The 17925-nt window shown below is 70.4% G+C and carries 20 protein-coding genes; 10 read left to right on the top strand and 10 right to left on the bottom strand.

From position 1 onward, the window contains the following. Positions 1-50: 50 nt before the first annotated feature. Positions 51-3626, top strand: coding sequence for a TM0106 family RecB-like putative nuclease (locus RWH43_RS11035; RefSeq protein ID WP_144832369.1), 3576 nt, complete (start codon positions 51-53; stop codon positions 3624-3626). A 51-nt stretch (positions 3627-3677) separates the two neighbouring features. Here the strand turns inward: RWH43_RS11035 and upp are convergent, their stop codons facing one another. After that, positions 3678-4310, bottom strand: coding sequence for a uracil phosphoribosyltransferase (upp, locus tag RWH43_RS11030; RefSeq protein ID WP_076677423.1), 633 nt, complete (start codon positions 4308-4310; stop codon positions 3678-3680). 86 nt (positions 4311-4396) lie between these two features. Between upp and tadA the strand changes: the two genes are divergently transcribed. Continuing rightward, the gene (gene tadA, locus RWH43_RS11025; RefSeq protein WP_230705184.1) at positions 4397-4858 is read left to right on the top strand and encodes a tRNA adenosine(34) deaminase TadA; all 462 of its coding nucleotides are present in this window, start codon (positions 4397-4399) and stop codon (positions 4856-4858) included. Here tadA and RWH43_RS11020 read toward each other — a convergent pair. Both RWH43_RS11020 and RWH43_RS11015 read right to left on the bottom strand, forming a co-directional pair. Then, on the bottom strand, positions 4847-5776 hold the full coding sequence (locus RWH43_RS11020; protein ID WP_154097286.1) for an LLM class F420-dependent oxidoreductase: 930 nt from the start codon (positions 5774-5776) through the stop codon (positions 4847-4849). The two genes, tadA and RWH43_RS11020, sit on opposite strands and share 12 nt — an antisense overlap. Positions 5777-5818: 42 nt before the next feature. Continuing rightward, entirely contained in the window at positions 5819-6931 is a 1113-nt protein-coding gene (locus tag RWH43_RS11015) for an alpha/beta fold hydrolase (RefSeq protein ID WP_230705022.1), read from the bottom strand. A gap of 120 nt (positions 6932-7051) precedes the next feature. Here RWH43_RS11015 and proC point away from each other — a divergent pair, with 120 nt between their 5' ends. After that, positions 7052-7897: a pyrroline-5-carboxylate reductase gene (proC, locus tag RWH43_RS11010; protein ID WP_144832378.1), complete on the top strand. Its 846-nt coding sequence runs from the start codon at positions 7052-7054 to the stop codon at positions 7895-7897. A 2-nt stretch (positions 7898-7899) separates the two neighbouring features. Next, a complete protein-coding gene (locus RWH43_RS11005) occupies positions 7900-8187 on the top strand; it encodes a DUF1905 domain-containing protein (protein ID WP_144832381.1) in 288 nt (95 codons plus the stop codon). A 30-nt stretch (positions 8188-8217) separates the two neighbouring features. Here RWH43_RS11005 and RWH43_RS11000 read toward each other — a convergent pair whose 3' ends face one another. Continuing rightward, positions 8218-8889 carry a potassium channel family protein gene (locus RWH43_RS11000; protein ID WP_056224009.1) on the bottom strand — a complete coding sequence of 224 codons (672 nt, stop codon included), beginning with the start codon at positions 8887-8889 and terminating at the stop codon, positions 8218-8220. Then, positions 8882-10285: a TrkH family potassium uptake protein gene (locus tag RWH43_RS10995; RefSeq protein WP_230705185.1), complete on the bottom strand. Its 1404-nt coding sequence runs from the start codon at positions 10283-10285 to the stop codon at positions 8882-8884. The genes RWH43_RS11000 and RWH43_RS10995 overlap by 8 nt, the downstream gene beginning before the upstream one ends. Before the next feature lie 107 nt (positions 10286-10392). Between RWH43_RS10995 and RWH43_RS10990 the strand changes: the two genes are divergently transcribed. The 6 genes from RWH43_RS10990 to RWH43_RS10965 all read left to right on the top strand — a co-directional run bounded on the left by RWH43_RS10990 (position 10393) and on the right by RWH43_RS10965 (position 12305). Beyond that, entirely contained in the window at positions 10393-10788 is a 396-nt protein-coding gene (locus RWH43_RS10990; protein ID WP_144832387.1) for an ArsR/SmtB family transcription factor, read from the top strand. 139 nt (positions 10789-10927) lie between these two features. Further along, a complete protein-coding gene (locus tag RWH43_RS10985; protein ID WP_144832390.1) occupies positions 10928-11119 on the top strand; it encodes a helix-turn-helix domain-containing protein in 192 nt (63 codons plus the stop codon). Between the two features lie 83 nt (positions 11120-11202). Next, the gene (locus RWH43_RS10980; RefSeq protein ID WP_003792170.1) at positions 11203-11301 is read left to right on the top strand and encodes a 30S ribosomal protein bS22; all 99 of its coding nucleotides are present in this window, start codon (positions 11203-11205) and stop codon (positions 11299-11301) included. Positions 11302-11385: 84 nt separating this feature from the next. Next, positions 11386-11679, top strand: a complete 294-nt coding sequence (locus tag RWH43_RS10975; protein WP_144832394.1) for a rhodanese-like domain-containing protein — start codon at positions 11386-11388, stop codon at positions 11677-11679. Between the two features lie 48 nt (positions 11680-11727). Continuing rightward, positions 11728-12006, top strand: coding sequence for a glutaredoxin family protein (locus tag RWH43_RS10970; RefSeq protein ID WP_316001496.1), 279 nt, complete (start codon positions 11728-11730; stop codon positions 12004-12006). Continuing rightward, positions 12003-12305, top strand: a complete 303-nt coding sequence (locus tag RWH43_RS10965) for a Dabb family protein (RefSeq protein WP_144832400.1) — start codon at positions 12003-12005, stop codon at positions 12303-12305. Before RWH43_RS10970 ends, RWH43_RS10965 begins: the two co-directional genes overlap by 4 nt. On the opposite strand, the gene RWH43_RS10960 is transcribed toward RWH43_RS10965, so the two are convergent. The 5 genes from RWH43_RS10960 to RWH43_RS10940 all read right to left on the bottom strand — a co-directional run bounded on the left by RWH43_RS10960 (position 12293) and on the right by RWH43_RS10940 (position 17906). Further along, the gene (locus RWH43_RS10960) at positions 12293-13384 is read right to left on the bottom strand and encodes an ABC transporter ATP-binding protein (RefSeq protein WP_316001495.1); all 1092 of its coding nucleotides are present in this window, start codon (positions 13382-13384) and stop codon (positions 12293-12295) included. The genes RWH43_RS10965 and RWH43_RS10960 overlap by 13 nt on opposite strands. A gap of 73 nt (positions 13385-13457) precedes the next feature. Beyond that, positions 13458-14798, bottom strand: a complete 1341-nt coding sequence (gene aspS, locus RWH43_RS10955) for an aspartate--tRNA(Asn) ligase (protein ID WP_316001494.1) — start codon at positions 14796-14798, stop codon at positions 13458-13460. 53 nt (positions 14799-14851) lie between these two features. Then, positions 14852-15730: a carbohydrate ABC transporter permease gene (locus RWH43_RS10950; RefSeq protein WP_144832409.1), complete on the bottom strand. Its 879-nt coding sequence runs from the start codon at positions 15728-15730 to the stop codon at positions 14852-14854. Beyond that, the gene (locus RWH43_RS10945) at positions 15727-16671 is read right to left on the bottom strand and encodes a carbohydrate ABC transporter permease (RefSeq protein ID WP_316001493.1); all 945 of its coding nucleotides are present in this window, start codon (positions 16669-16671) and stop codon (positions 15727-15729) included. The genes RWH43_RS10950 and RWH43_RS10945 overlap by 4 nt, the downstream gene beginning before the upstream one ends. Next, a complete protein-coding gene (locus tag RWH43_RS10940) occupies positions 16668-17906 on the bottom strand; it encodes a sugar ABC transporter substrate-binding protein (protein ID WP_230705025.1) in 1239 nt (412 codons plus the stop codon). The genes RWH43_RS10945 and RWH43_RS10940 overlap by 4 nt, the downstream gene beginning before the upstream one ends. Positions 17907-17925 lie beyond the last annotated feature (19 nt).

The raw sequence follows: 17925 nt of genomic DNA, 5'->3' as shown, positions 1-17925 counted from the left end.
TGTGGACGGGCGACGACCGATGTCGGTGGTCCCGATTAGCGTTGACGACCATGCGGTACATCGAGCAAGACGCGCGGATCGTCTGGAGCGCCAGCGACCTCAAGGCGGCGGCGGAGTGCGAGTTCGCGTGGCTGCGCGCCATCGACGCGAAGATCGGCCGCATCGCCCCGGTCGACGACCCCGAAGACGCGACCCTCGAGCGCGCCGCGCGGCTCGGCACCGCGCACGAGCAGCGGGTGCTCGAGGAGTACCGCCGGCGTCTCGGCGACGCGGTGCGCGAGATCCCGGCGGCCCGCTCGTCCGATGCCGAGGCGCTCGCCGAGGCCGTCCGCCTCACCGACGCCGCGCTGGCGGACCCGAGCGCCGAGGTCGTCTACCAGGCGGCGTTCGCGACCGACGAGTTCGTGGGCTTCGCCGACTTCCTCGTGCGCGAGCCCGCCGACGGGTCCGGCGCGCCGCGCCGGTGGCTCGTGCAAGACACCAAGCTCGCCCGCCGGGCGCGGGTGACCGCGCTCATGCAGCTCGCGGCCTACGTCGATCAGCTCGACCGCCTGGGCGTCGCGCGCGCCGACGAGGTGCAGCTCCTGCTCGGCGACGGCACGACCAGCACGCACCGCGTCGACGACCTTCTGCCGGTGTTCGCGCTGAGGCGCGCGCGCCTGCACGCCCTCATCGCCGACCGTCGCGTCGAGCTCGGCCTCGCGGGCCCGGTCATCGCGTGGGGAGACCCGCGCGGAGACCTTGACGTCATCGCGTGTGGCCGCTGCGCCACCTGCGAGCTCGAGGTCGTCGCCCATCGCGACCTGCTCGTGGTCGCCGGCATGCGGCCGGTGCAGCGCGATCGCCTGCGCGCGGGCGGCATCCGCACCATCGACGACCTCGCCGCGGCCACCGAGCCGCCGACGGCGATGAGCGGCGACACGTTCGCCTCGTTGCGGACGCAGGCGCGACTGCAGCTCACCAGCCCCGCCGGCGTCCCCGGTGACCCCGCAGCGACGGACACCGCCGACAGCGCCCCCGCGGTGCCGACGTTCGAGGTGGTGGCGCCGAAGTCCCTCGGCGTGCTGCCGCGTCCCGACCACGGCGACCTGTTCTTCGATTTCGAGGGCGACCCGCTGTACACCGAGGGCGCGGGCGTGCAGTGGGGCATCGACTACCTGTTCGGGTGGGTCGACACACGAGAGGTCTACGGCGAGCTGTGGGCCCACACCTTCGACGAGGAGCGCCTCGCCCTCGAGCGGTTCCTCGACATGGTGGCCCTGCGTCGGCAGCAGTACCCCGACATGCACATCTACCACTACGCGCCCTACGAGCCCACGCACCTGCTGACCATGGCGGCGCGCTACGGCGTGCGCGAGGCCGATGTCGACCGGCTGCTGCGCGACGGCGTCTTCGTCGACCTCTACCCGGTCGTGCGGCGCGCCCTGCGCGTCGGATCGCGCTCGTATTCGATCAAGAAGCTCGAGCCGCTCTACATGGGCGACGAGGTGCGCACGAGCGACGTGCAGCGCGGCGACGACTCGATCGTGAAGTACGTCGAGGCGCGGGCCCTCGCGGCAGACGGCGACGCCGCCGGCGCGCAGCGCGTGCTCGACGACCTCGCCGACTACAACCGCTACGACTGCGTCTCGACGCGCCGCCTGCGCGACTGGCTGGTCGACCGGGCGCGCGAGGCGGGCGCCGTCCCCGCCCGGGGAGCAGAGCCCGACGAGCAGACGTACGAACCCTCTCCGCGGGCGACCGCTCTGCAGCGCTGGGCCGCGAGCGCGGCCGAGACCGACGAACACTCCGCCGACGCCCAGGCGCTCCGCCTCGCGGCGGCCGCGATCGACTACTACCCGCGTGAAGAGAAGACCTACTGGGCCACCCACTTCCTGCGTCTGCGCGAGCCGGTGTCGGTGTGGGAAGAGACGCGCGACGTGGTCGTGGTCGACGCGTCGCGCTCACGGGTCGTCGCCGACTGGCACTTCCCCGAGTCGGGGCGCGGATCGGAGCGCCGCCTCGTCGAGCTGCGCGGAGACGTCGCCCCGGGCACCCGCCTGAGCGTCGACTCCGACCCCTTCGCGGTCTACGACCTCCCGGCGCCGTTCCCCCTCGACACCCGCCCGCGGTGGATCCACGGTGCGCGGCGCGTGACGGTGCGCGAGGTGCTCGATGACGGGGCCATCGTCGAAGAGACCGCCGCAGACGGCGTGACGTGGGACGATCTCCCCCTCGCGCTGACGCCACCGGCGCCGCCGCGCGCGGGGAACCAGCAGAAGGCGATCGACGCGTGGGCCGACGAGGTGCTCGCCGCTCTCCCTCGCATCCCCGACGGTCCGGCGGCCGACATCCTCCGCCGCATTCCGCCGCGCACGCGGTCGGGCAGTCTCGCTCCCGTCACGGCCGTGGACGGCGGCGACGGAGACGATGAAGTCGCTGCCATCGCGCGGAGCGTCGCCGACCTCGACCACAGCTACCTCGCGGTGCAGGGCCCTCCCGGTACCGGCAAGACCTACGTGGGGTCGCACGTCATCGCCCGCCTCGTCGCGGAGCGCGGCTACCGCATCGGCGTCGTGGCGCAATCGCACGCGACCATCGAGCACATGCTCGACCAGGTGATCGTCGCCGGCGTCCCCGCGTCGCGCGTCGGGAAGGCCCCCAAAGACCCGACCGCGCCTCACGCGTTCACGGTGCTGCCGAAGAACGGGGTTTCGGCGTTCACCGCGGAGAACGCCGAAACCGGCTTCGTCGTCGGTGGCACCGCGTGGGACTTCAGCCACGAGACGCGCATCCCGCGCGGCAGCCTCGACCTGCTCGTCATCGACGAGGCGGGGCAGTTCTCGCTCGCCTCGACCATCGCGGTCTCTCTCGCCGCGCAGCGACTGCTTCTGCTCGGCGATCCCCAGCAGCTGCCGCAGGTGAGTCAGGGCACCCACCCCGAGCCGGTGGACACGTCCGCCCTCGGCTGGATCATCGACGGCGCCGAGGTCGTGCCCGCCGAGCTCGGCTACTTCCTCGCCCGCACCCGTCGCATGCACCCGGCCGTCGCCGGACCGGTCTCGCGCTTGTCGTACGAGGGTCGCCTCGAGGCGCACCCCTCGACAGCTCTTCGTCATCTCGAAGGTGTCGAGCCGGGCGTGCACGTCGTGCCCGTTCGCCATCGCGGAAACTCGACCTTCTCGTCCGAGGAGGCGGCCGAGGTCGCGCGCATCGTGGGCGGGCTCGTCGGCCGTGTCTGGACGGGCGCTGAAGGCGGACCCGGAGACACCGCGACGGTGCACGAGCCGCGTCCCCTGCGCACCGACGACATCATCGTGATCACGCCCTACAACGCCCAGCAGGTCGCGGTCGAAGAAGCCCTCCTGGCCGCGGGACTCGCCGACGTACCGGTCGGCACCGTCGACCGGTTCCAGGGCAAGGAGGCCGTCGTCGCCATCCTCACGTTGGCGGCGTCGTCGGGGCGCGAGGCCCCGCGCGGACTCGAGTTCCTGCTTCTGCGCAACCGCATCAACGTCGCGGTCTCGCGCGCGATGCAGGCGGCGTACGTCGTCTACTCGCCCGCGTTGCTCGACGATCTCCCGCGCACCCCCGAGGGCGTCGCGCGCCTCAGCGCGTTCGCGCGTCTCGTGGCCGAGGCCGACTGACCGGCGACGCCGCGATCAGGGCGCACCGGGCAGGCCCGGCGCGCCTGAACCTCAGGCGGTGCCGTAGAGGCGGTCGCCGGCGTCACCGAGACCGGGCACGATGTAGCCCTTCTCGTTGAGGCGCTCGTCGACGGCGCCCAGCACGAGGGTGACGTCGTGGCCCTCGACCTGCTTCTCGATCGCCGCGACACCCTCGGGAGCGCCGAGCAGGCAGATCGCGGTCACGTCCTGCGCGCCGCGTGCGAAGAGGAATTTGATGGCCGCGCCGAGCGAGCCGCCGGTGGCGAGCATCGGGTCGAGCACGAAGCACTGGCGGTCGCTGAGGTCGTCGGGCAGGCGCTCGGCGTACGTCGTCGGCTCGAAGGTCTCTTCGTCGCGCACCATGCCGAGGAATCCGACCTCGGCCGTGGGGAGCAGCTTGACCATGCCCTCGAGCATGCCGAGTCCGGCGCGCAGGATCGGGACGACGATCGGGCGGGGCTCGCTGATCTTCACGCCCATGGTCGTGGTGACAGGGGTCTGGATCTCGATCGGGTCGACGCGGACGTTGCGGGTGGCTTCGTACGCGAGGAGCGTCACGAGCTCTTCGGTGAGCTGACGGAACACCGGCGACGACGTCTGCACGTCACGCAGCACCGTCAGCTTGTGGGTGATGAGCGGGTGGTCGGCGACGTGGACACGCATAGGCTCAAGGCTAACCTCTTCACCCGCGCGGCTCAGCCCCCGTTCTTGGAGCTTCTGTGATCTCGACCGCCCGCGACCTCGACGCGATGCGTCGGGCTCTCGCGCTCGCCGACGCCGCCGCGAGCGACGACGACGTGCCGGTGGGGGCGGTGGTGCTGGATGCCGCTGGCGAGGTCATCGGCGAAGGGCGCAACCTCCGCGAGGTCACGCACGATCCCACGGCGCACGCCGAGGTGGTCGCGCTTCGGCAGGCGGCGACGCGCCTCGGATCGTGGCACCTTGCCGGCTGCACGCTCGTCGTCACCCTCGAGCCGTGCGTGATGTGCGCGGGCGCGATCCTGCAGGCGCGCGTCCCGCGCGTGGTGTTCGGGGCGTGGGATGCCAAGGCGGGAGCCGCCGGGTCGATGTACGACCTTCTGCGCGACCGGCGTCTGCCGCACCGCGTCGAGGTGGTCGGCGGTGTCCACGAGGAGCACGCCACCGCTCAGCTCCAGGCCTTCTTCCGCGACCGTCGCGGCTCGGACGACGCGGCCTCGTCAGCGCGGTAGCAGCGGCAGCAGCTCCGCGCCCACGAGGTCGGCGTGCTCGACGTCGCGCAGGTCGAGCAGCTGGAAGTACACGCGCGACGCACCCAGAGCCCGCAGGCGCTCGACCTTCTCGGCGATCTGCGCGGGGGAGCCGATGAGGTTGGCACCGTTGTCGAACTGCGCGCGCGTCTGTCCGATCGCGGCGACGCGGCGCTCGATCTCGGTGTCGTCGGCGCCAACGATCGTGGGCAGGGCCACCGAGAGCTGGAGGGTCTCGGGGTCGCGCCCGATGCTCTCGCACGCCTGCCGCACCACGCGGAACTTCTCCGCCACCACGTCTTCGGCGACGAAGCCGATGTTGAACTCGGTCGCGTACCGCGCGGCCAACGCGGGGGTGCGCTTGGGGCCGCCGCCGCCGACGATGACCGGCACGCGCGACTGCACGGGCTTCGGCAACGCCGGCGCCCGGTCGAGCCGGTAGTGCTCGCCGTCGAAGCTGAAGGTCTCGGCATCCGGGGTCTGCCAGAGCCCCGTCACGACCTGCAGCTGTTCTTCGAGCAGATCGAAGCGCTTGGGCGGGAACGGGATGCCGTAGGCCTCGTGCTCGCGCTCGAACCATCCGGTACCGAGGCCCAGCTCGGCGCGACCGCCCGACATGGCGTCGACCTGTGCGACCTGGATCGCGAGGATCGAGGGAACCCGGTACGTCACCGACGACACGAGAGTGCCGAGGCGGATGCGCGAGGTCTCGCGGGCGAGGCCGGCGAGCGTCGTCCACGCGTCGGTGGGGCCGGGACGGGGGTCGCCCTCTCCCATGCGCAGGTAGTGGTCGGAGCGGAAGAACCCGTCGAGGCCGTGGCGCTCCGCGGACTGCGCGAAGGCCAGCTGGTCGTCGTACGAGAAGCCCTGCTGGGGCTCGGTGAACAGGCAGTATTCCACGGTCAGCTCCAGGGGGCGGTGTGGGGCGGGGCGGGGGAGAGGTCAGTCGGCGGAGCGCAGGATGATCGCCTCGGTCGGCGGTGCGGGGTCGGCGGGCCGGCCGACGTAGCCGATGTGCGTCAGCAGCGCGCGACGGAACTGCGCGGGACGCTCGAGGTGCACCGAATGACCGGCCCCCTCGATCTCGACCTCGGTGACCTCGCCGCCCTTCTCCTGATACGCCGCGAGCACGTCGCGCGTCTGCGAGACCATCGGCTGCGCGGGGGCGACCTCCGCCCCGGGCCAGCCCGGTACGACGCCGAGGGCGCCGAGGTGGTTGAGGTCGTAGAACGATTCGTCGGACACGATGGCATCCGCCGTCCCGTGGATCCACAGGATCGGGGGCTTGGGCGAGAGATCGACGATGCCCGAGACGTCGAAGTACTTCGGCACCAAGCTGTTGAGCACCCCGGTGGTCCCCGGGGCGAAGCCGGGCCACGTCGCGGTCGGGACCGAGTCGCCCGGGTAGTTGCCGCCCGCGGTCGAGGTGGTCAGCATCGACTCGACCCACACGTCTTCGTGCTCGCTCTCGTAGCCGGGCGCGACGTAACCCGCCCGGAAGACCGACCGGGGCGAGGTGGGGGCGTCGGCGGTGGTGTCGTGGTCGATCAGACGCTGGATGAAGTCGGCGTTGGCCGCGCCCGCGCCGGTCCCGGCGTCTTCGTCATTCAGGCGTGAGCCGTCACGACGGGTGCCGCCGAAGCCGTAGGGCGACACGGGGGCCTGCAGGGTCAGCGAGCGCACCGGGTGGTCGAGGGCGAACTGCATCACGACCCCGCCTCCCATCGACCAGCCGACGAGGTGCGCCTCGGGGATGTCGAGGGCCTGCAGCGTGGCGAACAGGTCGTCGCTGAAGTCGCGCACGCCGCGGGTGGCGTCGAGGGGCGTGTGTTCGGTGCGTCCGAACCCGCGCAGGTCGACGGCGAGCACGCGCAGGTCGCTCGGCAGGTCCTGCATGATCTCCTGCCAGAACAGCGACGACGAGACGTTGCCGTGGACGAACACGACCGTGTGATCGGGCGTCGTCGCCGGGTCGTCGCCCGTGCGCTCGAGCACGTTGACACCCAGCCGGTCGGTCTCGACCAGGCGCGCGCTGATGCCGTCGAAGAGAGTCATCCAGGGTCCTCCGTATCGCTCGCCGGTGCCGCGGTACACCGCTTCCCGACTCTAACGCGCGACCCCTGTGGTCGCACCCGGCGTGCCCCGCGTCGCGAGGGGTCTTCGTAGACTGGGCGCATGACGGATGCCACCCTCTCGCTGCCCCCGATCGCGATCCTCGGAGCCGGGTCCATGGGCGGGGCGATCCTGCACGGCCTCGTCGCGTCGGGACTCGCGGAGGGCGGCGTGACGGCCACCAATCGCTCGATCGCGAAGGCCGCAGAGCTCGCCGACCTCGAGGGCGTGACCAGCGTCGCCCTCGAAGCGCGTCCGACCGGCAACACCGAGGCCGCGGCATCCGCCGACATCGTCCTGGTCGGGGTGAAGCCCGCGATGGTGCCCGATCTGCTCGATGAGATCGCCCCGCACCTGCGGCCGGGCGCCGTCGTGGTGAGCCTGGCGGCCGGTGTGACACTCGACACGTTCGCGCGCCACCTCGGCACGGACGTCGCCGTCATCCGCTCGATGCCGAACACCCCGTCGCTCGTGGGCAAGGGCGTCACGGGCCTCGCGGCGGGAGCCTCGGCGTCGGCCGACGACGTCGCGGTCGTGCGGGCCCTGTTCGAGACCGTCGGAGCGGTCGTCGAGGTGCCCGAGTCGCAGATCGACGCGCTGTCCACCATCTCGGGGTCGGGCCCCGCCTACGTCTTCCTGCTCGCCGAGCAGTTCACCGCGTCGGCCGAACGGATGGGCTTCGACCACGACCAGGCCCGCCTGCTCGCGGAGCAGACCTTCATCGGCGCCGCCGCCCTCATGGCGGCCTCCGACGACGAGCCGGCCGAGCTGCGCCGTCGCGTCACGAGCCCGAAGGGCACGACCGAACGCGCCGTCGCGGTGCTGCAGGACGCCGACCTCGCCTCGACTTTCACCACCGCCGCCGAGGCCGCCCTGGCCCGCGCGAAGGAACTGGCCGCGGGGAGCTGACCGTGCGCCTGCGGTTCACCGGAACGATCTGGTATTGGCGCGGTCCGGCGCCGTACCACTTCGTCTCGGTGCCGCCGGCCGAGGCCGCGATGATCGCCGAAGTCGCGTCCCTCGTCACCTACGGCTGGGGCATGATCCCGGCATCCGTCACCATCGGCGGCACGACCGTGACCACCTCGCTCTGGCCGAAGGACGGCGGGTACGTCGTTCCGATCAAGAAGGCGCTGCAGGATGCCGAGGGGCTCGGCGTCGACGACGAGGTCGACCTCGCGCTCGACATCGACGCCTGAGCCCGAGGCGGCGGCGACGGGTGGGGACGCTCAGCGGTCGAGCGACGCGAAGCGCTCGATGTCGCTGTTCGTCCCCGACACGATGATGAGGTCGTGGTTGGTCACCACGGTGTTGGCCTCCGCGTAGCGGAACGGGCGGCCCGGGCTCTTCACTCCGACCACCGTGACGTTGTACTTCGAGCGGACGCCCGACTCGTTCAGGCCCACCCCGCGCACGAGTTTGGGCGGGTACATCTTGGCCAGCACGAAGTCGTCGTCGAAGCGGATGAAGTCGAGCATGCGGCCGCTGACGAGGTGCGCGACGCGCTCTCCGGCCTCGGCCTCGGGGTAGATCACGTGGTTCGCGCCGACGCGGGCGAGGATCTTGCCGTGCGACTGCGACACCGCCTTCGCCCAGATCTGCGGGACCTTGAGGTCGACGAGGTTGGCGGTGATCAGCACGGACGCCTCGATGAGCGAACCGACCGCGACCACGGCGACCTGGAAGTCCTGGGCGCCGATCTGGCGCAGGGCGTCGATGTTGCGCGCGTCGGCTTGGACGGCGTGGGTGACGCGCTCCGACCACTTCTGCACGAGCTCGAGGTTGCCGTCGACGGCGAGCACCTCGCGGTCGAGCCGGTCGAGTTCACCCGCGCACGCGGCGCCGAAGCGCCCGAGGCCGATCACGAGGACGGGGGCGTCACTGCGGATGCGTTCAACCAACGATGGGCCTTTCCACGGGGAGCGCGTACAGCTGCGACCGGGACGAAGCAGCCACGGCCGCGGCGAGTGTCACTGTACCAATGCGCCCCATGAACATCGTGGCCGCCATCACGTAGACCCCGGGGTCGGGGAGCTCGGCGGTGAGTCCCGTCGACAGGCCCACGGTGGCGAAGCCCGAGACGACGTCGAAGAGTACGTACTCGATGGGGGCGTCGGTGATGCGGCTGATGGTGACGGTCGAGACGGCGACGATCGTCGCCCCCCACGCGACGACCGACAGCGCCACGCGCTGGACGTCGCTGGGGATGCGGCGCCCGAACGCCTGCACCGAGGGGCGCCCCTTCGCCTCGGAGAAGACGGCGAGGGCCAGGACGGCGAGGGTGGTGACCTTGATGCCGCCGGCGGTGGACGCCGATCCGCCGCCCACGAACATGAGCATCGACCCGACGATCAGGGTGGCGCCGTTGAGGTCGCCGATGTTGATCACGCTGAATCCGCCCGAGCGCGTCATGGCCGAGAGGAAGAACGCCTGGAACGTCGTGTCCCACGCATCCATGCTGCCGAATGTGAGCGGGTTGTCGTATTCCAGCAGGAGTATGACGCCCGCTCCGGCGAAGAACAGGATGACCGTCGTGATGATCGTGAGCTTGGCGTGCAGAGACCACAGACGGAAGCGCCAGTAGTGCCGCCAGAGCGTGAAGATGACGGGGAAGCCGATCGAGCCGAGGAAGACGCCCGCCATCAGCACGGTGAGCAGGTAGTAGTCCTGCGCGAACGGCGTGAGCCCGTCGGCGTTGGGGATGAAGCCCGTATTCGTGAAGGCCATCGCCGCGTAATAGGGCGCTTCCCACAGCGCGACGAGGGGGTTGATGCCGCCGATGATCAGCGACGGGTAGATCAGCACCGTCAGCACGGCCTCGATCACCAGCGTCGACAGGGCGACGGTGCGCAGCAGTTGTCCGACCTCGCCGAGACGAACGGTCTGACCCTCGTTCACCGGTCCGCCGTGCGCGCGCAGAGGGTTGCTGTCGCCCGCGGCGATCAGTTTGGCGCGCAGTCCCAGTCGCTTCGAGATCACCAGGCCGAGGATCGACGCGAGGGTCAGCACGCCGAGCGCTCCGACGTTGACGCCGATGTAGGTGATGGCCCGACCGAGGGGGGAGAAGTCGGAGTACATGTTCAGCGTCGACAGGCCGGTGACGCAGATCGTCGACACCGCGGTGAACAGCGCGTCGGCGAACGCGATGCGCTGACCGGTGGCGGATGCCGCGGGAAGCGAGAACAGCGCGGTGAACAGAGCGATCAGTGTCACGAACACCAGGACCGCGAATCGCGCGGGGGATGCCGTCGTCAGATTGCGCAGACGATCCCATGCCTCGTAGGCGATGCGACGCATCCGCGTCGACAGTCGAACCTCGTTCGGCGTCGCCGCCATGCGCCGCTCCCTCCGGTGTCCGAACCCGAATCATGGTACTCCGGCCGGGGCGCCGCTAATCTGATGCCATGGCGGACATCTTCGACGTGATCGCTGACGGAACGCGTCGCGACATCCTTCAGTTGCTTCTCGACCGGGCGACCGGCGGTGAGCGGGGCACGAGCGTCTCGCAGATCGTGGCATCGCTGGGGGTCAGCCAGCCGACCGTCTCGAAGCACCTCAAGGTGCTGCGCGAGGCGGAGCTGGTGTCGGTGCGCGAAGAGGGCCAGCACCGCTATTACAGCCTGGCCGTCGCTCCCCTCGACGAGGTGGACGACTGGCTCGTGCCCTTCTTCTCCATCGACGAAGAGAACGAACCGGCTCTTCCGGAGTCGGCGATGCACGCCGCCGAAGTGGTGGGTCGGGCCGCGGCGTCGGTCAAGCACTCGTTCTCGACGGCGCTGCGCAAACTCCCGGGCAGATGATCGCTCCGGATGCCGGCTCCCGGCGTCCCACGTTGCACTTTCGTCACAGCGTGCCCATAGGTTTACAGCCGTTGCACGCAGACCCTAGAGTGTGGGTCAGCATCAGGAGGGTGAGTTCACCCGGAATATGAGGTGAACGATGGCCGAGCTGCCCGACGTGCGGTTTCTGACGGTCGCTGAGGTGGCCGATCTCATGCGCGTGTCGAAGATGACGGTCTATCGCCTCGTCCACGCCGGAGAACTGCCCGCTGTGCGCTTCGGACGCAGCTATCGCGTGCCCGAGTCGGCGGTCGTGGAGGCTGTGCAACGACCGGTGTCCGACGTCGGCTAGACTGATCCGAGGCTTTTTTCCAAACGCCTAGTGTTCCCGGGCGCCGACATCGGCACCCAGACCCCGACTTAGTGAGGTTTTCCGTGGGTTCTGTCATCAAGAAGCGCCGTAAGCGCATGGCGAAGAAGAAGCACCGCAAGCTGCTTCGCAAGACTCGTCACCAGCGCCGCAACAAGAAGTAAGCGGCCACCACACCGAGCGCCTGTCCGAAGCGACGGGCGCTTCGTGTATCCGCCGTGCCCGTTCGTTCTCTTTCGGAGGAAGCCATGCAGTCCATCTCCGTCCACGATCTGCACGCGGGGCGCGAGCGTCCCCTCATCGACGTGCGCGAGGAGCACGAGTTCGCGGCGGGCCACGTGCCCGGTGCCGTGAACCTGCCGATGTCGACGATCGGCGAACACCTCGACGAACTGCCGGGCGAGCCGTTCGACGTGATCTGCCAGGCGGGCGGGCGCTCGGCGCGCGTCGTCGAGGCCCTCACGGCGCGCGGCCACGACGCCACCAACGTCGAGGGCGGCACGGGCGACTGGATCGCGGCGGGCTACGACGTCGAGTCCTGACGTCGTGGGCTCCGCCCCGGCTCGCATGCGCCTCATAGGATGGACGGCGTGACCACCCTCACGCTCATCGGCAAGCCCGACTGCCATCTCTGCGATGTCGCCGAGCAGATCGTCGAGTCCGTCGTCGACGACCTCCCCGCCGAGGTGGCCGACCGCATCACGATCGAGCAGGCCTCGATCGCCGATGACACCGAGCTGTTCTCGACGTGGTGGGAGAAGATCCCCGTCGTCCTCATCGACGGCGAGCTGCACGCGCACTGGCGCGTGTCGGCCGACCGTCTGCGTGCCGCCCTCCTGGCGGCCGACTCCGAAGGAGCCTCCGCGTGAGCATCCGTCACATCGTCCTCTGGAAGCTCGCGGCGGACGACGCCGACACGCGTGCGCTGCACGCCGAGCAGATCGCCGAGCGACTGCTCGCCCTGAAGGGCGTCGTGACCGAGATCGACCACATCGAGGTCGGCCGCAACGTCGCCTACCCGCAGTCCAACTGGGACGTCGCGCTCGTCAGCGAGTTCGCCGACGTCGAGGCTCTCGAGCGCTACCAGGTGCACCCCGCGCATCAGGAGGCCGCGGGATTCATCCGCTCCGTGGTCGCCGAGCGCTCCTCGGTCGACTACCCGGCCTGACGCGGTCCGCTCGCGTCGAGCGGTTTCACCGTCGCGGGCACCGCGGCGAGGGCGATGCGCACCGCATCGTGATCGTCGAGCCGTCGCTCGGGAGCGTGTTCGACGACCACGCGGCTGCCGTCGGCGGTGAGCACCGTCGAGCGACGCACGCTGCCCAGGAACGTCGTCTCTTCGACGACCGCGTCGACGCCGGGGGCGTCCGGCCCCACGAGCACGACGTGCTCGGGACGGACGACGACCTCGCAGTGCCCGTCGTGCGCGGCCGCGGCGAGCGGAAGGTGCTGGCCCCAGACCTCGACGACCACGCCCTCGACGATCCCGGGCACCGCGCTGACCGGACCGAGCACCTCGGCCACGGCGGCGTCGCCGACCCGTGCGAAGACCTCGTCGGGGCATCCGGATGCCACGACGCGCCCTTGCGCCATGACGACGAGATCGTCGGCCACGGCCGCCGCCTCCGTGGTGTCGCGCGTCACCCACAGCGTCGTGACGCCGCGTTCGCGCAGTTCGCGGGCGAGTCGATCGCGCAGCTCGGCCCGGGCGGTGGTGTGCAGCGCCGCGAGGGCATCGTCGAGCACGAGGGCGCGCGGTCGCGAGGCGAGGGCGCGCGCCACGGCCCACCGCTGACGGTCACCGTGGCTCAGTCGGCTCACCGGCTTCGCGGTCGAGCTCAGACCCACGAGCGCGCACAGGCGATCGGCTTCGCGCTCGGCATCCGGAGCCCCCGCCTGGCGGGCCGCGCTCACGATGGCCGCACGGACGCGACCGAAACGGGCGACGCTCGTGCGATCGCGCACCTCGGCGACCCGGGGAGCAGCCGCCCCCGACCGTTCGTCGACGGTGACGGTGCCGGCATCCGGACGCTCGGCCCCGGTGACCAGGCGCAGCAGTGTCGACGCGCCGCAGCCCGACGCACCGACGAGCGCCACGATGCGCCCCGGACCCACCTCGAGATCGACGTCGCTGAGGATGACCGAGCCCGCTCGCTCGCGGCGCACTCCGCTCAGCGTGATCGTCCAGCCCGGACCGGGCGCGGCATCCGCGGTCGACGAAGGATCCACGGGGATGACAGCGACCATGAACGCACGCTAGAAACCGCGGATGACAGCAGAACGCCCGGGGGGTGAACCCCGGGCGTCGCTCGCTCGAACCTTACGGGGCGAGACGCGTCGGTCCGCGGAAGAGGTACGTGACCTCGCGGATCGACGACTCGCCCAGCATGAGCATGAGCACGCGCGCGAGTCCCATGCCGAATCCGCCGTGCGGCGGGGCGCCGAAGCGGAAGAAGTCGAGGTAGAAGTCGAGGTGCTCGGGGTCGAGACCCTTCTCCTTGGCCTGCTCGATCAGCACCTCGACGCGGTGCTCGCGCTGGGCGCCCGTGGTGATCTCGACGCCGTTGAACAGCAGGTCGTACGACTTGGTGAGCCCGGTCTCCTCGTCGCGCATGTGGTAGAAAGCGCGGATCTCGGGGTGGTAGTCGGTGATGAAGACGAACTGGTGACCGAAGGTCTCGGCCACGTGCGCCGCGATCTGACGCTCGCCCTCGGGGTCGAGGTCGCCGTCGGTGCGGGGGATGTCGTAGCCGCGCGCGGCGACGATCTCGCGCGCCTCGGCGAGGGGGATACGCGGGAACGGGAGGGCGGGAACCTGCACCTCGATGCCGAAGAGCTCCTGGATCTCGGTGCCGTGCTTGTCGGCGACCGCCTGGAACGCGGTCGCGATGAGCTCCTCTTGCATACGCGCGACATCTTCGTGCGAGTCGATCCAGCTGATCTCGGCGTCGATCGAGGTGAACTCGGTGGCGTGGCGGCTCGTGAACGAGGGGTCGGCGCGGAACGCGGGGGCGATCTCGAAGATCTTGCCGAAGCCGGCGACCTGGGCCATCTGCTTGAAGAACTGCGGGCTCTGCGCGAGGTAGGCCGTCTTGTCTTCGAAGTAGGGGACCTCGAACAGCTCGGCGTTGGACTCGGAGGGCGAGGCCATCAGCTTGGGGGAGTGCACCTCGATGTAGTCGCGCTCGACCCAGTAGGTGCGCATGGCGTGCTCGAGCGTGGTCTGCACGCGGAAGATGAGGTTGTTGCGACGCTGACGCAGGTCGATGAAGCGCCAGTCCATGCGCTTGTCGGGGCTGCTGTCGGCCGCGATGGGGGTCTCGGGGTTCGCGGCGGCCGCGATCACGAGCTCGCCCACCTTGATCTCGACGCCGCCGAGCTTCACGCGCTCGTCGTGCTTGAGCTCGCCGCGCACGGTCAGGAACGTGCCCGTCGAGAGGGCGCCGATCGTCTCGGTGAGGGCGAGAGCGGCGGCATCCTGGTCGACGGCCTCCTCTGAGGGACGCGTCGCGGGGTTGACCAGCTGCACGGCGCCGGTCTCGTCACGCAGGACGACGAACTGCACCTTCTTCTGATCGCGCACGGTTTCGACCCATCCCGACACCTCGACGGGGCCGGCGGGCAGGGACTTCAACTGGTTGACCAGGACGCGTTCGCTCACGGTCGACCAGTCTACGTGCGGGCGCGGCCCGGGCTCACGACCCCGCCCACGCCTCAGCGCCCGGCGCCGGCGGTGAGGCCGGCCTTGACGTGCCGCTGCGCGGCGAGGATCACCACGAGCGCGGGCAGGCTCGCGATGAGCGAGGCCGCCATCGTGGCCGCCCACGTGTTCAGGTTGGAGTTCGACAGCGCGAGGATCAGCACCGACATCGGGTACATCTCGTTGCGATTGACCAGGGTCAGACCGAACAGCAGATCGCCCCAGCTGAAGAGGAACGCGAAGACGCCCGCTGTCACGATCGCGTTGCGCGAGAGGGGCACGACGATGCGCCAGAGCGTTCCGAACGGCCCGAGTCCGTCGACGGTCGCGGCCTCGAGCACCTCGGTGTCGAGGCGCAGCATGAACGCGCGCATGACGATGACGGCGAAGGGGACGCCCGCGGTCGAGTTCGCCAGGATCAGGCCGATGAAGGTGTTGAGCAGTCCCCACGAGTTGAACATCGCGTAGAACGAGGTGGCCAGCACCACGCTCGGGATCATCTGCGCCAGCAGCAGCAGGATGAGCGCGATGCTCACCGCCCGCGAGCGCAGCCGGCTGAGCGCGTAGGCCGCCGGGATCGACACCAGCAGGGTGACCAGCACCGAGCCGAGCGAAACGAGGGTGGTGACGCGGAGGCCGCCGATGCCCGCGTCGTCGAGCGCCTTCTCGTATCCCCCGAGGCCGGGCGCCGTGGGGAACCACTGCGTGTCCGCCGAGTTGGCGGAGGGCTGCAGCGAGGCGGAGACCATCCAGTACACGGGGAAGAGGTAGACCACCAGCACGGCGATGGTGACGAGGGTCCACATCCATCCGCGGCGCCGGCGACGTCGCGCGACGGGAGGGGCGGATGCCGGGGCGACCACGGCGGGCGCGGAGGGTAGGGTGGCGGTCATTCTTCGCGCTCCCGACGCATCGACATCACGGTGTAGACGATCGCGAACACCACGCTGATCCCCAGCAGGAGCATTCCGTACGCGCCGCCCAGACCGAACTGGAACTGCTGGAACGCCTGCCGGTAGGAGAGCAGGCCCAGGGTCACGGTGCTGTTGGCGGGGCCGCCCGCGGTGAGAACGAGCACGAGGTCGACGATCAGCAGGGTGTAGACCACGCTCATCACGACGAGAACGGAGACGACGGGCCAGATGGTCGGCAGCACGATCGCGATCAGTCTCCGCCACGCGCCGGCGCCGTCGAGCTGGGCGGCTTCGAGCTGTTCGGCGGGGACCTGCTTGAGGGCGGCGCCGAGGATCGTCGCCCAGTAGGGGAGGCTCGCCCAGACGGCCACGACGATGACCGACGGCAGCGCGGTCGCCGGATTCGCGAGCCACGCCTGGACGGGCAGGCCGAGTGCACCGAGCACGTCGTTGATGGGGCCGTCACCGGCCAGCAGCGACTTCCACACCGTGGCGACGACCACGGCCGGCAGCAGCCACGGAAGAAGGATGAGCGTCGGCAGCCACCGGCTGCCCGGGAAGGTGCGGGCGAACAGCAGGGCGAGCAGCAGGCCGAGCACCAGCTCGACGGCGACCGAGACGAGCGTGATGGTGAGGGTGTTCGCGAGTGCGCGGAAGGTGATGGGCTCGGCCAGCACGGCCTCGAAGTTCGCCGTGCCCACGAAGGGCGCGCGCCCCGTGATGAAGGTGCCGGTGGTGAAGTTCGTCGTGCTCATGTAGACGCCGTACCCGAGCGGGAACAGGAAGAACACGACGAAGAAGACCAGCGCGGGGGTCAGGAACCCCCACAGCTCGCCCCGCCGGCGGGCGGCCAGAGAACGCCGGAACCGGCCGGGGGCGGGTGCCCCCGACCGGCCGGTCGAGATGGTGTGGGCCGTCACTTGCCGCTGGCCTGCTCCAGTGCGGCCTGGGCGGTCTGCCCGCCGACCGTCGCGCTCTGGATCGCGTCGACGTACTCCTGCTGCAGCGTGTTCCACTCGGTGCCCAGCTGTGCGGAGTTGTAGGCGCCGTCGACCGCGTCGACGAACGGGGCGGCCGCGGGGACCTTCTCGACGAAGGCGTCCTGCGCGCTCTTGAGCGCGGGGATGTAGCCGCCCTGAACGGCGGTGTCGATCTGGTTCTCCTCCGAGGCGCGGCACTTCACGAGGGCCGCGGCGGCGGCCTCCTTCTGCGCGTCGGCGTTGGCGGCGACGCCGTAGGCGTAGCCGAGCAGGTTCACCTTGGGCGACTCGCCGCTCTTCGCGGTCGGGAACGGGAAGGTGCCCCACTCGAAGGGGATCGAGGTGTCGACGAGGTTCCACGGACCCGAGACCGTCATCGCCGCGGCACCCGAGGTCCACTGGTCGATGGACTCCCAGCCCCAGTTGACGAACTCGGTTGACAGCGAGCCGTTGCCCACGAGGTTCTTGTAGAGGTCGACCGCCTCGACGGCGCCGGCGCCGGTCGGGTCGGCGGGGTCGCCGCCCGCGGAGAGCAGGAACGGCAGGAAGTAGACCGGCGTCGAGCCGTCGCCGCCGATGCCCGGCAGCACGATGCCCTTCTGCGAGCCGGTGGTGAGCGAACCCGCGAGCGACACCAGGTCGTCGAAGGTCTTCGGGGCGGTCTCGGGCACACCCGCCGCCGCGAACGCGGCCTTGTTGTAGAAGATCGCGTAGTCCTCGACCTGCACGGGCAGGCCGTACAGGGTGCCGTCGTAGCGGCCGAGGTCGGCGGCGCTGTCGGCGAGGCCGTCGGTGGTGACGTCGTACTGGCTGAGATCGGCGAGGACCCCCTGCGAGGCGAGCTGCGGCAGCTGCGTGTCGGTGGAGAGGATCGCGACGTCGGGCAGCGCCTTGGCACCGGCCGCTTGCAGGAGCTTCGTGGTGTAGTCGCCCGACTGCGTCTGCACGTCGACCGTGATGCCGAGGTCGGCGGCGCACGACTCGAAGTAGCCCTTCTGCAGGCTCTGGTACGGCTCGAAGTCGATGTTGTTCCAGACCGTGAGCTGGACGCCCTGGAATCCGTCGCTGGACACGGGGGCGGCCTGGCCGCCCGCGCAGGCAGTGAGGGCGAGGGCGGCGGTCAGACCGACCGCGGGCAGCGCGAGACGTCGCAGCCGCTGAGACGAGGAAGCCATGGTGTGTCCGTTCCCGACG

Origin of the sequence: Microbacterium algihabitans, from assembly GCF_032464975.1 — a bacterium.
Classification (GTDB): Bacteria; Actinomycetota; Actinomycetes; order Actinomycetales; family Microbacteriaceae; genus Microbacterium; species Microbacterium algihabitans.
The sequence above is the reverse complement of the archived record's forward strand: the minus strand, read 5'-3'. Positions and strand labels throughout refer to the sequence as shown.

Bases quoted from the DNA above. Each gene is read 5' to 3' on its own strand.
- RWH43_RS11035 (WP_144832369.1), top strand. From the start codon at position 51: ATGCGGTACATCGAGCAAGACGCGCGGATCGTCTGGAGCGCCAGCGAC.
- upp (WP_076677423.1), bottom strand. From the start codon at position 4,310: ATGCGTGTCCACGTCGCCGACCACCCGCTCATCACCCACAAGCTGACG.
- tadA (WP_230705184.1), top strand. From the start codon at position 4,397: ATGCGTCGGGCTCTCGCGCTCGCCGACGCCGCCGCGAGCGACGACGAC.
- RWH43_RS11015 (WP_230705022.1), bottom strand. From the start codon at position 6,931: ATGACTCTCTTCGACGGCATCAGCGCGCGCCTGGTCGAGACCGACCGG.
- proC (WP_144832378.1), top strand. From the start codon at position 7,052: ATGACGGATGCCACCCTCTCGCTGCCCCCGATCGCGATCCTCGGAGCC.
- RWH43_RS10995 (WP_230705185.1), bottom strand. From the start codon at position 10,285: ATGCGTCGCATCGCCTACGAGGCATGGGATCGTCTGCGCAATCTGACG.
- RWH43_RS10990 (WP_144832387.1), top strand. From the start codon at position 10,393: ATGGCGGACATCTTCGACGTGATCGCTGACGGAACGCGTCGCGACATC.
- RWH43_RS10985 (WP_144832390.1), top strand. From the start codon at position 10,928: ATGGCCGAGCTGCCCGACGTGCGGTTTCTGACGGTCGCTGAGGTGGCC.
- RWH43_RS10975 (WP_144832394.1), top strand. From the start codon at position 11,386: ATGCAGTCCATCTCCGTCCACGATCTGCACGCGGGGCGCGAGCGTCCC.
- RWH43_RS10960 (WP_316001495.1), bottom strand. From the start codon at position 13,384: ATGGTCGCTGTCATCCCCGTGGATCCTTCGTCGACCGCGGATGCCGCG.
- RWH43_RS10950 (WP_144832409.1), bottom strand. From the start codon at position 15,730: ATGACCGCCACCCTACCCTCCGCGCCCGCCGTGGTCGCCCCGGCATCC.
- RWH43_RS10940 (WP_230705025.1), bottom strand. From the start codon at position 17,906: ATGGCTTCCTCGTCTCAGCGGCTGCGACGTCTCGCGCTGCCCGCGGTC.